The sequence below is a fragment of the Micromonospora sp. MGP-C2 genome (assembly GCF_057766525.1).
The window spans coordinates 5,591,174-5,604,528 of sequence record NZ_JBYMEN010000002.1 but is presented as its reverse complement, the minus strand read 5'-3'; the positions used below and the strand labels follow the sequence as shown (position 1 = coordinate 5,604,528).

11 protein-coding genes are annotated in these 13,355 nt (G+C 71.1%); 4 read left to right on the top strand and 7 right to left on the bottom strand.

Annotated elements, in window-relative coordinates:
- Nucleotides 1-47: 47 nt before the first annotated feature.
- A complete protein-coding gene (gene cimA, locus AC3CF1_RS25810; RefSeq protein WP_328849468.1) occupies nucleotides 48-1,631 on the bottom strand; it encodes a citramalate synthase in 1,584 nt (527 codons plus the stop codon).
- Between the two features lie 367 nt (nucleotides 1,632-1,998).
- On the opposite strand from cimA, the gene AC3CF1_RS25805 reads away from it, so the two are divergent.
- Both AC3CF1_RS25805 and AC3CF1_RS25800 read left to right on the top strand, forming a co-directional pair.
- Nucleotides 1,999-2,457, top strand: a complete 459-nt coding sequence (locus AC3CF1_RS25805) for a PRC-barrel domain containing protein (protein ID WP_141908179.1) — start codon at nucleotides 1,999-2,001, stop codon at nucleotides 2,455-2,457.
- A 56-nt stretch (nucleotides 2,458-2,513) separates the two neighbouring features.
- Nucleotides 2,514-3,269: a tyrosine-protein phosphatase gene (locus AC3CF1_RS25800; RefSeq protein WP_328849467.1), complete on the top strand. Its 756-nt coding sequence runs from the start codon at nucleotides 2,514-2,516 to the stop codon at nucleotides 3,267-3,269.
- Between the two features lie 80 nt (nucleotides 3,270-3,349).
- Here the strand turns inward: AC3CF1_RS25800 and AC3CF1_RS25795 are convergent, their stop codons facing one another.
- Both AC3CF1_RS25795 and AC3CF1_RS25790 read right to left on the bottom strand, forming a co-directional pair.
- Nucleotides 3,350-4,447, bottom strand: coding sequence for a branched-chain amino acid aminotransferase (locus AC3CF1_RS25795; protein ID WP_088946555.1), 1,098 nt, complete (start codon nucleotides 4,445-4,447; stop codon nucleotides 3,350-3,352).
- 163 nt (nucleotides 4,448-4,610) lie between these two features.
- Complete coding sequence (locus tag AC3CF1_RS25790) at nucleotides 4,611-5,642, bottom strand: 3-isopropylmalate dehydrogenase (protein WP_088946554.1); 1,032 nt, start codon at nucleotides 5,640-5,642, stop codon at nucleotides 4,611-4,613.
- 231 nt (nucleotides 5,643-5,873) lie between these two features.
- Here AC3CF1_RS25790 and AC3CF1_RS25785 point away from each other — a divergent pair, with 231 nt between their 5' ends.
- Together AC3CF1_RS25785 and AC3CF1_RS25780 are read left to right on the top strand one after the other, a co-directional pair.
- The gene (locus AC3CF1_RS25785) at nucleotides 5,874-6,716 is read left to right on the top strand and encodes an FAD:protein FMN transferase (RefSeq protein WP_328849466.1); all 843 of its coding nucleotides are present in this window, start codon (nucleotides 5,874-5,876) and stop codon (nucleotides 6,714-6,716) included.
- A 414-nt stretch (nucleotides 6,717-7,130) separates the two neighbouring features.
- Nucleotides 7,131-7,487, top strand: a complete 357-nt coding sequence (locus AC3CF1_RS25780) for a hypothetical protein (RefSeq protein ID WP_141908177.1) — start codon at nucleotides 7,131-7,133, stop codon at nucleotides 7,485-7,487.
- A gap of 75 nt (nucleotides 7,488-7,562) precedes the next feature.
- On the opposite strand, the gene serA is transcribed toward AC3CF1_RS25780, so the two are convergent.
- The 4 genes from serA to AC3CF1_RS25760 all read right to left on the bottom strand — a co-directional run bounded on the left by serA (nucleotide 7,563) and on the right by AC3CF1_RS25760 (nucleotide 13,214).
- Nucleotides 7,563-9,161 (bottom strand): phosphoglycerate dehydrogenase, encoded by a 1,599-nt coding sequence (gene serA, locus AC3CF1_RS25775; protein WP_488451463.1) that lies wholly within the window; start codon nucleotides 9,159-9,161, stop codon nucleotides 7,563-7,565.
- 464 nt (nucleotides 9,162-9,625) lie between these two features.
- A complete protein-coding gene (gene ilvC, locus AC3CF1_RS25770) occupies nucleotides 9,626-10,639 on the bottom strand; it encodes a ketol-acid reductoisomerase (protein ID WP_088946550.1) in 1,014 nt (337 codons plus the stop codon).
- A 93-nt stretch (nucleotides 10,640-10,732) separates the two neighbouring features.
- Nucleotides 10,733-11,248 carry an acetolactate synthase small subunit gene (gene ilvN, locus AC3CF1_RS25765; protein ID WP_354981191.1) on the bottom strand — a complete coding sequence of 172 codons (516 nt, stop codon included), beginning with the start codon at nucleotides 11,246-11,248 and terminating at the stop codon, nucleotides 10,733-10,735.
- An 82-nt stretch (nucleotides 11,249-11,330) separates the two neighbouring features.
- Nucleotides 11,331-13,214, bottom strand: a complete 1,884-nt coding sequence (locus AC3CF1_RS25760; protein WP_141908174.1) for an acetolactate synthase large subunit — start codon at nucleotides 13,212-13,214, stop codon at nucleotides 11,331-11,333.
- Nucleotides 13,215-13,355: the final 141 nt, after the last annotated feature.

Here is a 13,355-nt window from a genome sequence, read left to right as displayed (position 1 = left end):
ACAACTCCATGATCGACCAGGTCGGGTGGGGTGGGTGGGGTGGGGGTTTAGACCGTGGTGGGGGCCAGGCCGTAGGTGAGGGCGTCGACCAGGGCGTGCCAGCTCGCTTCGACAACGTTGGGGTGCACGCCGACAGTGGTCCAGTCCCGGCCGGTGCCGTTGGCGGTCTCCAGCAGCACCCGGGTCACCGCGCCGGTGCCGTGGCTGCCCTCCAGGATGCGCACCTTGTAGTCGGCCAGCTCGAAGTCGCGCAGCTGCGGGTAGTGCCGGGCCAGCCCCACCCGCAGCGCCTCGTCGAGCGCGTTGACCGGGCCGTTGCCCTCGGCGGTGGCGATCACCCGCTCACCGCGTACCCGGATCTTGACGGTCGCCTCGGAGACCACCGCGCCGTCCTCGCGGTGCTCGACCAGCACCCGGTACGACTCCAGAGTGAACGGTCGGGCCGGGCTGCCCTCCGGCAACTCGGAGCGGACCAGCAACTCGAAGGACGCGTCCGCGGCCTCGAAGGACCAGCCACCCGCCTCCAGCTCCTTGACCCGATTGGTGACCCGGGTCAGTGCCTCCGGGCTGCCGGCCAGGTCCAGGCCGAGCTCACGGCTCTTGAGCTCGACGCTGGCCCGGCCGGCCATCTCGGTGATCAGGATCCGCATGTCGTTGCCCACCACCGACGGGTCCACGTGGTTGTAGAGCAACGGGTCGACCTTGATCGCACTCGCGTGCAGCCCCGCCTTGTGAGCGAAGGCAGCAGCCCCGGCGTACGCCTGGTGGGTGTCGGGGGCGATGTTGGCGATCTCGGCGATGGCGTGCGAGACCCGCACCATCTGTGCCAGGCAGCCCTCCGGTAGGACGGGCATGCCCAGCTTGAGTTGGAGGTTGGCGACGACCGCGAAGATGTCGGCGTTGCCGGGGCGTTCGCCGTACCCGTTGGCGGTGCCCTGGACGTGGCGGACACCCGCCTCCACGGCGGCGATCGTGTTGGCCACCGCGCAGGAGGTGTCGTTCTGGGCGTGCATGCCGAGCAGCGCGGCGTCGATCCCCAGGCTGTCGGTCAGGTCAGCGATCACGGCGGTCACCTGGGACGGCAGCATCCCGCCGTTGGTGTCGCAGAGCACCATCCGCTCGGCGCCGGCGGCCAGCGCGGTCTGCACCACCGCCGCGCCGTACGCGGGGTCGTGCCGGTAGCCGTCGAAGAAGTGCTCGCCGTCGACGAAGACCCGTCGGCCCTCGTGGACGAGGTGACTGACGGTGTCGTGGATCATCGCGAGGTTCTCCGCGCCGGTGGTCCGTAACGCGCGCTCGACGTGCCGGCTGTCGGCCTTGGCGACCAGCGCCACCGCCGGCGTCTGCGCGTCCAGCAGGGCCTGCACCTGTGGGTCGTCGGCGACCGCGACACCGGCCTTGCGGGTGGCGCCGAACGCGACCAGGACGGCGTGCCGCAGGTTCAGTTCGGTGCGCGCCCGGCGGAAGAACTCGGTGTCCTTGGGCACCGCGCCCGGCCAACCGCCCTCGATGAAGCCGACCCCGAACTCGTCGAGCAGCCGGGCCACGGCCAGCTTGTCGACCACCGAGTAGGTGAGTCCTTCGCGTTGGGCGCCGTCGCGCAACGTCGTGTCGAAGACCTGGAACGTCATCAGGATCCTTTCTCGGAGCAACAAAAAGACCTCCCGCGGATGCGGGAGGTCTGCGCGCTCGGCGGAGGGGGGCCGGCGCGCTAGGTCGCAATAATCAGGGCGGTGCTGGTCACGATGGCCACTCTGCCACTCCGCCCGTGGTTTTGGGAGGAACAATCCATATAGCGGGACGGTCACTCTGGGTGGCCCCCAGCGCCGGGCCCGAGCACGTACGCCCCGACAAGCCGCCGCCACACCGCGCGGCTCGGCCTCCCGCCGCACCGCGGCCTCGGCCTCCCGCCGTTTCCGGCCCCCGGCGGACGGGTAGCTCCTGCGGGGACGCACCCACCTATGCCGAGACGATCGGCGACAGTCAGGAGTGAACGGCATGGACAGGATCGATCCCCACGCCACCCACGCCGGGCCGGACCCGCTGCGCGGTGGCGACCAGGGCACGGTGCCCGGCGGCGCGCCGGCCGGCACTTTCGACCCCTGGCGCTACCGGGACCAGGCCGGGGTGGCCGACGCCGACCTGGTCGGCTACAAGGTCGAGGCCACCGACGGTGGAATCGGCAAGATCGACAGCGCCAGCCACGAGGTGGGCGGCAGCTACCTGGTCGTGGACACCGGCCCCTGGATCTTCGGTAAGAAGGTGATGCTGCCGGCCGGCACCGTCAACCAGGTCGACCACGACCAGCGCACCGTCTCCGTCGACCGGACCCGCGACCAGATCAAGGCCGCCCCGGAGTACGACGAGACCAGCCACAGCGACCCGAGCTACCGGGATCAGCTGGGCGGCTACTACGACGAGACCTACGGTGCGCTTCCACCCGGCACGGCACGCTGACGGTTCGGCCCCGACGGCCGGTGGGGCACGGACCCACCGGCCGTTACCGTGAGGGCGTGGACGCCATCGACGACAGCCGACAGATCCCGCTCCCCGCCACCTTCAACTTCCGCGACGCCGGCGGCTACCTTGGGCACGGTGGCCGACCCGTACGCCGTGGTCGGCTCTACCGCTCCGACTCGCTGCACCGCCTCACCGAACAGGACCGGGACGCGTTCGTCGCGATCGGCATCCGCACGGTCATCGACCTGCGCCGCCCCACCGAGGTGGAGCGGGACGGCCGGGTGCCGGCATACCAGGGGCTGACCTACCGGCACATCCACCCGGAGCACGACGACTGGGCGGGCGTGCCGCACGAGGAGGGCGCGAGCCTGGCCCGATACCTCGCGGACCGGTACGCCGCCCTGGCCCAGACCGGCACCGCCGGGCTCGCCGAGGCCGTCGGTCTGATCGCCGACTCCGCCAACGCCCCGGTGGTGGTGCACTGCGTCGCCGGCAAGGACCGCACCGGCATCGTCTGCGCGCTGACCCTCGCCGTGCTCGGCGTCGACGACGCGGACATCACCGCGGACTACGCGCTCAGCAGCGAGGCGTCGGCCCGGTACAGCGCGTGGCTGGCCTCCATCAACCCGGACGGCGGGGACCTGCCGGCGCCGTTCCTGGCCTCACCCGCCGAGGCGATGCAGATCTTCCTGGACGAGCTGCGCGAGGGGCACGGTTCGGTCGAGGCGTACCTGCGGCACGCCGGCGTGACCGACGAGCAGCTCGCCGCCCTCCGCGACCACCTGCTCGCCGAGCCCACCGGGGCGTAGACCGCCGAGGTTCCGGACGCCTGTACCGGTCCGACCGCGCCGAGCCCGTCCCTCTGGACGGGCCGGCGCGGCGACGGATGTCAGAAGACCCGCTGCACCCAGCCGTGCGGGTCGGCGGCCTCGCCACGCTGGATCTCGACCAGCTGCTGACGCAGGGCCATGGTGACCCGGCCGGGCTCGCCGCCACCGATCAGGAACTCGCCGTCCGGGAAGCGGACCCCACCGATCGGGGTGACCACCGCGGCGGTGCCGCAGGCGAACACCTCCTTCAGGCGTCCGCTGGCGGCGTCGGCCTGCCAGTCGGCGAAGCTGACCGGCCGCTCCTCGACCTGGTGCCCGGCCGCCCCGGCCAGCGCAAGAATGGCGTCGCGGGTGATGCCCGGCAGGATCGTGCCGGTCAACGGTGGGGTCACCACCGTGCCGTCGTCGTAGACGAAGAAGACGTTCATGCCTCCCAGTTCGTCGACGAACCGGCGCTCCACCGCGTCCAGGAAGACGACCTGGTCGCAGCCGGCCTCGATGGCCTCGGCCTGGGCCGCCAGCGACGCGGCGTAGTTGCCGCCGCACTTGGCCGCGCCGGTGCCGCCGGGCGCGGCCCGGGTGTAGTCCGGGGAGACCCAGACGGTGACCGGCTTGACGCCACCGGTGAAGTACGCGCCGACCGGTGAGGCGATCACCATGTAGAGGTACTCGTTGGCCGGGCGGACGCCGAGGAAGACCTCGCTGGCGAACATGAACGGCCGCAGGTAGAGGCTGCCGTGCTCGTCGGTGGGGATCCACTCCCGGTCGATCTCGATGAGCTTGTGCAGCGAGTCGACGAACACCTCGGGCGGCAGCACCGGCATCGCCATCCGCTGCGCCGACGTGGCGAAGCGGGCGGCGTTGGCGTCCGGCCGGAACATCGTCACGCCACCGTCGGCCGTCCGGTACGCCTTCAACCCCTCGAAGATCTCCTGCGCGTAGTGCAGCACCGCACTGGCCGGGTCCATCGGGATCGGGGCCCGCGCCTCGACCCGGGCGTCGTACCAACCCTTGCCGTCGGCGTAACGGACCGTGACCATGTGGTCGGTGAAGACGCGGCCGAACCCGGGGTTGGCCAGCAGGGCGGCCCGGTCGGCGGCCGATACCGGTGCGGGATTCGGACGGATCTCGAAGTCGAGCTTGTCACCACCGCTCATCGCGCTGACCTCCCTGCGGGACAACGGCATGCGGAATCGCACACCGACTTGGCTGTGCCAGAAACTTACCCCGAACGGTCGTTCAGCGGGTAGCGCCGCTCGGGCGAGACAGAGCGGCCCGGCCGGGCCGAGGCCGGGCCGGTCGCTGGTGGGGTCGGGTCGGTCAGGCTACGGCGTGGGCGGCGAGCCGGTCGCCTACCTCTTCGGTACGCAGCGTCACGCCTGGAGTGCGGCTGGCCAGCTCGACGGCGACCGACGCGTTGACCCGGGCCGCGGCCTCGGCGTGCCCGAGCTGCTCCAGCAGCAACGCGGCGGAGAGCACCGCGGCGACCGGGTCGGCGATGCCCTGCCCGGCGATGTCCGGCGCCGAGCCGTGTACCGGCTCGAACATCGAGGGGTACGCCCCCTCGGGGTTGATGCAGCCACTGGCGGCCAACCCGATCCCGCCGGTGACGGCGGCGGCGATGTCGGTGAGGATGTCGCCGAAGAGGTTGTCGGTGACCACGACGTCGTAGCGCTGGGGCTGGGTGACCAGGAACATGGCCGCCGCGTCGACGTGCTGGTATTCGGTGGCGATGTCCGGGTGCTCGGCGGCGACCACGTCGAAGGTGCGCGACCAGAGCGACCCGGCGTGGGTGAGCACGTTGGTCTTGTGCACCAGGGTGACCTTGCGCCGCTCGCGGCGGCCGGCGCGGGCGAACGCGTCGCGGATGACCCGCTCCACGCCGTGCCGGGTGTTCAGGCTCTCCTCGGTGGCGACCTCGGCGGGGGTGTCCCGGTGCAGCGAACCACCGGCCCCGGCGTAGAGACCCTCGGTGCCCTCGCGCACCACCACCAGGTCGACCTCGCCCGGCTTCACGTTGCCCAGCGGGCCGGCAACCCCGGGCCAGAGCCGGGACGGGCGCAGGTTGACGTACTGGTCGAAGGCGAACCGGAGCTTGAGCAGCAGGCCTCGCTCGAGCACACCCGGCGGAACCGTCGGGTCACCGACCGCGCCGAGCAGGATCGCGTCGTGCCCGGCCAGCTCGGTCAGCACGGAGTCGGGCAGCACCTCTCCGGTACGGTGCCAGCGGGCGGCGCCGAGGTCGTACTCGGTGGCCTGCACGCCGGGCAGCACCGCGTCGAGCACCTTGCGGGCCTGCGCGACCACCTCGGGCCCGATACCGTCCCCGGCAACCACCGCGATCCGCGCCACGACCGCACTCCTCTGCTCAACGGGTTCTCCTCCGGGGCAACGGTACGTTGGTGTCCCGCCTCCCGGTACGAGCCTTCCAATATTCGGGACGCGCGGATGCACAGCACCCTCTCAGCTGAGACTCATGGGGCGGTCATGTCCGCTGCATACGGTGGTGGTCAGCGGGTCACGGGGGCCTGCCGACCATCGGCGTCGCGACGACGCGACGCCAAGCGCGAGGGGGTAGATGCGATGCGCATCGACGAGCAGCCGCGGACCCGCTGGCCGGACCCGGCCACATTCCGCAACCGCCGGCCGGACCTCCGACTCGGCAGCCGTCGACACCGCATCGACCCAACCTCCGCCACCGATGGCCGGATCGCGGTGCAGCACACCGTTCGCACCGCGACCGCCGAATACACCCTCCTGCTCAACGCCCCCGCGTGGCTCGGCCGCCGCGGCGTCGGCGAGGCACTGCGGGACAGCGTGGCGGAGCTGCGCGCCATCGACCTCACCTACGGTCCCAACCGACCGGAGAGCCTCGTCTCCCGCCTGCGCAGGGGCGAGATCAGCCCCGACTCGTACCCGCCACTCGCCGACCTGGTGGACCGCTGCACGGCCATGCGCGCCGCCACCGACGGGTGGTTCGACGCCTGGGCGGTGCCCGGCGGCTTCGACCCGGGTGGCCTGCTCGGCGGCTGGGCTGTCGAACGCGCCGCCGAGCGGCTTCGTGCCGCCGGCATCCACGACTACGCCGTCCTCACCGGTGCCGACCTCGTCGTTCGCGGCCACGCGCCGCACGGTGGGCCCTGGCGGGTCGCGGTGCACCACCCCACCGCACCCGAGCGCGCCCCGCTCGTGTTGGAGATGACCGCCGGAGCGGTCGGCACGTCCGGGGTGACCGGGCGGCAGGGGCACGTGGTGGACCCGCACACCGGTGAGCCGGCCGACCAGCTCGTCGCCGCCACCGTCGTGGGCCCCGACCTCAGCATCGCCGACGCCTACGCCACAGCGCTCTACGCGGCCGGCCCCACCGGCCTGTCGTGGTTCCGTGGCAACTCCGACTATCGGGCGCTGTTCGCACACCGACGCTGAGAAGAACGCGGTCGCAGCGAGCCCGTCTCCCCGCGGCGCTCGGGCCCGATTCGCACCTCGGCCGCTTACTGACGGCGAACCCGGCCGGTCCCGGGGATCGTCGGCCGGACGGGCCAATGCGATCGGCCCCCACGGTCTCGGCAACGACAGTGGGGGCCGGTCAGCGACGAGTGCGCGTGGCTCGCACAATCGAGGGGTGCGGACCGGTCGGACCGGACGTCGACCGCGCCACCCGAAGACGGGCCGGCGCCTCGAACTCGGCCAGTGACCGCAGACGTACGCTAGCGAATCGACGCAACTCGACGCAAGAGTCTCCACAGCGGACCGTCGTGACCGGAGACCGCGGTATCCGGTGGTTGACCCGGCGGCGAGGCAGTTTCGACATGGTGAACGACGGATGGCACGCTGTCCGCCGTGAGTTTCGATCTGAGCGTGTGGGCCCTGGAGCACGGGGCGACGCCCGAGGACGTACGGACAGCGGTCGAGGGTTGCCGACAGGGGCGACACGTGGACCGTTACCCCGACCCGAGGGTGGTCAGCTTCTACCGCGCCATCACCGCCTCCTATCCGGACCGCCATCCCGGCCCGAACAGCCCGTGGGCGGTGGCGCCACTGCACGCCGCGCACGATCACGTCGAGCTGAACCTGCACCCGACCTGCGCGGACCAGGTGCTGCTGGACATCGAACGGCTGGCCGGCGAGCACGGGCTGATGCTCTTCGACCCGCAGGACGGCTCGGTCTACCCGCCCCCGGCCCGGCTGCCCGGCTGACCTGACCGGCGGCCCGGACGGGAAATGACGAGGGGCCCGGCGAATCGCCAGGCCCCTCGCAGTGTTTGTCGTCTGCTACTCGTCGCGCAGGTCCGCGGCGCTGGCCGACGTGGCACCGATCGAGTCGGCGGCCGAGGTCAGCAGGTCCGCGCCGAGCGCCTGGTCGACGGTGAGCGTCATCAGCGTCTCACCGCCCGCCTCGCGCCGAGCCACCTGCATGGCGGCGATGTTGATGCCGGACTCGCCGAGCAGGGTGCCGACGGTGCCGACGACGCCGGGCCGGTCGGCGTAGCGCAGGAAGAGCAGGATGCCCTCCGCGCCGATCTCCACGTCGAAGCCGTCCACCTCGGTCAGCTTGAGGACGTCCCGGGCACCGGAGTGGGTGACAGTGCCGGAGACGCTGACCGTACGACCATCTGGCAGCGCGCCACGCACCGTCACCAACGTGGGCTGCTCGGCCGTCTCGGCCAGGGTCGCCAGGGTGACCTCGACGCCACGCTCGGCCGCCAGATGCGGGGCGTTGACGTAGGTGACCTGCTCCTCGACCACCGAGCTGAACAGGCCCTTGGTGGCGGCGAGCTTCAGCACCGACACGTCGTGGCTGACGATCTCGCCACGCACCTCGACAGTGACGCTGGCGGCAACCCCACCGGCGACAGCGGTGAACGCCCGACCCAGCTTCTCCGCCAGCGGCAGCAGCGGCCGGACGTCCTCGGCGACCACGCCGCCGGCCTGCACGTTCACCGCGTCCGGGACGAACTCGCCCTGCAACGCCAGCTTGACGCTCTTGGCCACGGCGAGACCCGCCTTGTCCTGCGCCTCGTGGGTGGAGGCGCCCAGGTGCGGGGTGGCCACCACGTTGTCGAAGGCGAACAGCGGCGACGAGGTGCACGGCTCCTTGCTGTACACGTCGACACCGGCGCCGGCGACCCGCCCCTCGGCGATCGCGTTCGCGAGCGCCTGCTCGTCGACCAGCCCACCACGGGCGGCGTTGACGATGCGAACGCCGGGCTTGACGATCGCCAGCTCCTTCTCACCGATCAGCCCCACCGTCTCCGGCGTCTTGGGCAGGTGGATGGAGATGAAGTCGCTCTCCCGCAGCAGCTCCTCCAGACCGACCAGACGTACGCCGAGCTGCGCCGCGCGGGCCGGCTGGATGTACGGGTCGTACGCGATCAGCCGGGTGCCGAACGCGGCGATGCGCTGCGCGAAGAGCACCCCGATGCGACCGAGCCCCACCACGCCGACGGTCTTGCCCTGCACCTCGACGCCTGTGTACTTCGACCGCTTCCACTCCCCCGCCTTGAGCGCGGAGCTGGCGCTCGCGGTGTTACGCGCGACGGCCAGCAGCAGTGCGACGGCCTGCTCGGCGGCGGAGACGATGTTGGAGGTGGGCGCGTTGACGACCATGACGCCCCGGGCGGTGGCGGCCGGCACCTCGACGTTGTCCAGCCCGACGCCCGCCCGGGCGACCACCTTGAGTCGCGGCGCGGCGGCTACCGCCTCGGCGTCGATCTGGGTCGCGCTGCGCACGATCACGGCGTCGGCATCGGAGAGCGCCGCGAGCAGGGCCGGACGGTCGGTGCCGTCGACGTGACGGACGTCGAAGTCGTGGGCGAGCACCTCGATGGCGGCGGGGGCGAGTTCTTCGGCGATCAGTACGACAGGATTCATCGGTCCTCGTAGAGGTCGTGTTTGCGATCGGCCCGGGCGGCGGGGCGCCGCACTGCACCCTGCGCTGATCCGTGCCGTGGCCGTCAGGTGCCGGCTGCTGCACCTACCCGCGATCGTAGGTGCCTTGCTGCCCAGCATGTTCCGGTCTTCGGGGTGAGGGCCCTCACACGCCCGGTCGGGCGACGGACATCGACCGTTCACCGGGCCGAAACGGTCCGGGAAACAAGACGCCCCACCTACACCGGGTGCACCCCCGCGGCCCTGCACCCCCGCGCACGCTGGCGCCATGACCCGCAACATCAGGGAAACTGCTGCCTCGAAGCAGCCTGAGGGCGCAATCTCCCTGATGTTGCGCGGATCACGGAGGGCGTCGAGCGCGTTGAGGGGCGGGGCGGCGCATGGCCGACGGCCCCGGGCGACGCTGGGGAGAGCGCCGGCCGGGGCCGTCGGTGTCGCAGGATGCGTCAGGCGGTCTCGGTGATCGGACGGTCGACCCAGCTCATCATGCCGCGCAGCTTCTTGCCGGTCTCCTCGATCGGGTGCGCCGCACCCTCGGCCTGCCACTTGGTGAAGTTGGGCCGGCCGGCCTCGTCCTCGGCGACCCACTCGCGGGCGAACTCGCCGGACTGGATCTCGCCCAGGATCTTGCGCATCTCGTCCTTGACCCGGGAGTCGATGATGCGCGAGCCGCGGGAGAGGTCGCCGTACTCGGCGGTGTCGGAGATGCTGTAGCGCATCTTCGCGATGCCGCCCTCGTACATGAGGTCGACGATCAGCTTCAGCTCGTGCAGGCACTCGAAGTAGGCGACCTCCGGGGCGTAACCCGCCTCGGTGAGCACCTCGAAGCCGGTCTGCACCAGTGCGGAGGCACCGCCGCAGAGCACCGCCTGCTCGCCGAAGAGGTCGGTCTCGGTCTCCTCGGTGAAGGTGGTCTTGATCGCGCCGGCGCGGGTGCCACCGATGCCCTTGGCGTACGCGAGGGCGAGGGCGAACGCGTTGCCGCTGGCGTCCTGCTCGACGGCGACGAGGCAGGGCACACCCTTGCCGTCGGCGTACTGGCGGCGCACCAGGTGGCCGGGGCCCTTCGGCGCGACCATCGCCACGTCCACCTCGGCCGGCGGCGTGATCAGGCCGTACCGGATGTTGAAGCCGTGACCGAAGAAGATGGCCTTGCCCGGGGCGAGGTTCGGGGCGATCGACTCCGAGTAGATGGAACGCTGGGCGGTGTCCGGTGCGAGCACCATGATCACGTCAGCCTCGGCGGAGGCCTGCGCCGGCGTGAGGACTCGGAAGCCCTGCTCCTCGGCCTTGGGACGGCTCTTCGAGCCCTCCGGCAGACCGATCACCACGTCGACACCCGAGTCACGCAGCGACAGCGCGTGGGCGTGACCCTGGCTGCCGTAGCCGATCACCGCGACCTTCCTGGCCTGGATCAGGCCGAGGTCGGCATCGTCGTCGTAGAACACCTCAACGCTCATGAGAACTTCCCTTTCGTACGACGGCCGGGGCGGCCCGTCGTGGTCTGTGTTGATGGGTTCCGGGGCAGCCCGCCAGGGCCGACCGGGTGGCGGTCAGGCAGCCCGCAGCGCGGGACCGGCGGTGATCGAACGCGAGCCGCGCCCGATCGCCACCAGCCCGGACTGGACCATCTCCTTGATGCCGAAGGCTTCGAGATCGCGCAGCAGCGCGTCGAGCTTGTCGGGGGTGCCGGTGGCCTCGATGGTCAGCGTGTCCGGTGCGACGTCGACGACCCGGGCGCGGAACAGGTTGACGGTCTCCAGCACCTGGGACCTCGCGGACCTGTCAGCGCGGACCTTCACCAGCAGCAACTCGCGGGCAACCGAGACCTGGGGATCCAGCTCGACGATCTTCAGTACGTTGACCAGCTTGTTCAGCTGCTTGGTGACCTGCTCCAGCGGGGACGACTCCGCGTTGACCACGATGGTGATCCGGGAGACGTCCGGGTTCTCGGTCTCACCCACGGCGAGACTGTCGATGTTGAACCCGCGCCGGGAGAACAGGCCGGAGACCCGGGCGAGCACGCCCGGCTTGTTCTCCACGAGCACGGACAGAGTGTGGATCGTCATGCCACGACCTCGCTTCGCTCGGTCCTGGCACGCCCCTGCGCATCACTGAGCTCGATGATTCGTTCGCTTCGCTCACTCATAGTTAAATGTCATCCTCGTCGAAGGTCGGGCGGACGCCGCGGGCGAACATGATCTCGTCGTTGCTGGTGCCGGCGGCGACCATCGGCCAGACCATCGCGTCCTTGCCGACCACGAAGTCGATCACCACCGGGGCGTCGTTGATCTCCATGGCGGCGGCGATGGTCTTGTCCACGTCGGCCGCGTTCTCGCAGCGCAGACCGACGCAGCCCAGTGCCTCGGCAAGCTTGACGAAGTCGGGGATGCGGTGCTTGTGGGTGCCGAGCTCGGTGTTGGAGTAGCGCTCGTTGTAGAACAGCGTCTGCCACTGCCGGACCATGCCGAGGTTGCCGTTGTTGATGACGGCGATCTTGACCGGGATGCCCTCCAACGCGCAGGTGGCCAACTCCTGGTTGGTCATCTGGAAGCAGCCGTCACCGTCCACCGCCCAGACCACCGTGTCCGGCTTGCCGACCTTGGCGCCCATCGCCGCCGGCACCGCGTAGCCCATCGTGCCGAGACCACCGGAGTTCAACCAGGTGTACGGCTTCTCGTAGGAGATGAACTGGGACGCCCACATCTGGTGCTGGCCCACCCCGGCCACGAAGATCGCGTCGGAGCCGACGATCTCGCCCAGGCGCTTGATCACGTACTGCGGGGAGAGCGTGCCGTCGGACGGCTCGTCGTAGCCCAGCGGGTAGCGGTTGCGCAGGTCGTCCAGTTGGGTCCACCAGTCACCCAGGTCGGTGCTGTGACCCGCCGACCGCTCGACGGTCACCGCGGCGATCAGCTCGTCGATGACGTGCTTGGCGTCGCCGACGATCGGCACGTCCACGTGCCGGTTCTTGCCGATCTCGGCGGGGTCGATGTCCGCGTGCACCACCGTCGCGTCCGGGGCGAACGAGTCCAGCTTGCCGGTGACCCGGTCGTCGAACCGGGCACCCAGCGCGACGATCAGATCCGCCTTCTGCAGGCCGTAGACCGCGGCGACAGTGCCGTGCATGCCGGGCATCCCCAGGTGCTGCTGATGCGAGTCGGGGAACGCGCCGAGCGCCATCAGCGTGGTGACGACCGGGATGCCGGTCAGCTCGGCCAGCCGGCGCAGCCCGTCGGTGGCACCGGCCTTGAGCACGCCGCCGCCCACGTAGAGCACCGGCCGGCGGGCGCCGGCCATCAGCCGCGCCGCCTCCCGGATCTGCTTGCCGTGCGGGTGCAGGGTGGGGCGGTAGCCGGGCAGGTCCAGGGTCGGCGGCCAACTGAAGGTGGTCGGCGCCTGGAGCACGTCCTTGGGGATGTCGACCAGCACCGGGCCGGGTCGCCCGGTGCTGGCCAGGTGGAACGCCTCGGCCAGCACCCGCGGGATCTCCTCGGCGTTCTGCACGAGGAAGTTGTGCTTGGTGATCGGCAGGGTGATGCCCTGGATGTCGGCCTCCTGGAAGCCGTCGGTGCCGATCAACGGGCTGGCCACCTGTCCGGTGATCGCGACGATCGCCACCGAGTCCATGTACGCGTCGGCGATCGGGGTGACCAGGTTCGTCGCGCCCGGGCCGGAGGTGGCCATGCAGACGCCGACCTTGCCGGTGGCCTGCGCGTACCCGGTCGCCGCGTGTCCGGCGCCCTGCTCGTGCCGCACCAGGATGTGCCGGACGGTGGAGTCGTAGAGCGGGTCGTACGCCGGCAGGATCGCGCCGCCCGGAATGCCGAAGACGACGTCGACGTCGAGCGCCTCGAGGGACCGCACGAGCGAGCCGGCCCCGGAGACCTGAGCCGAGGCGGTGGGTCGTACCGCCGGGACGGCCGGGGTGGCCGCGCTGCGTGCGGCGGCCGGGTCGACGTCGACGGCGGGGTCGGCGGAGGCGCGGGCCCGGCGGGCGGTGTGGGCGAGGGTCTCGGGCGTGGGTCTCGTCATGACGGTTCTGGCCTTCGGCTGGAGTGGCTGGTGGCTAGTCAAGCGATGCGACACGGGCGGGGCTCGCGTCGCCAGGTTCCGATGGCAATAAAAACGGCCCTCGTGCAGATGCACGGGGCCAGCGCACTCTCAGGAGGGAGA

Excerpts from the sequence above, each read along its gene's own strand:
- cimA (WP_328849468.1), bottom strand. The coding sequence starts at position 1,631 with ATGACGTTCCAGGTCTTCGACACGACGTTGCGCGACGGCGCCCAACGC.
- AC3CF1_RS25805 (WP_141908179.1), top strand. The coding sequence starts at position 1,999 with ATGGACAGGATCGATCCCCACGCCACCCACGCCGGGCCGGACCCGCTG.
- AC3CF1_RS25795 (WP_088946555.1), bottom strand. The coding sequence starts at position 4,447 with ATGAGCGGTGGTGACAAGCTCGACTTCGAGATCCGTCCGAATCCCGCA.
- AC3CF1_RS25785 (WP_328849466.1), top strand. The coding sequence starts at position 5,874 with ATGCGCATCGACGAGCAGCCGCGGACCCGCTGGCCGGACCCGGCCACA.
- serA (WP_488451463.1), bottom strand. The coding sequence starts at position 9,161 with ATGAATCCTGTCGTACTGATCGCCGAAGAACTCGCCCCCGCCGCCATC.
- ilvC (WP_088946550.1), bottom strand. The coding sequence starts at position 10,639 with ATGAGCGTTGAGGTGTTCTACGACGACGATGCCGACCTCGGCCTGATC.
- ilvN (WP_354981191.1), bottom strand. The coding sequence starts at position 11,248 with ATGACGATCCACACTCTGTCCGTGCTCGTGGAGAACAAGCCGGGCGTG.
- AC3CF1_RS25760 (WP_141908174.1), bottom strand. The coding sequence starts at position 13,214 with ATGACGAGACCCACGCCCGAGACCCTCGCCCACACCGCCCGCCGGGCC.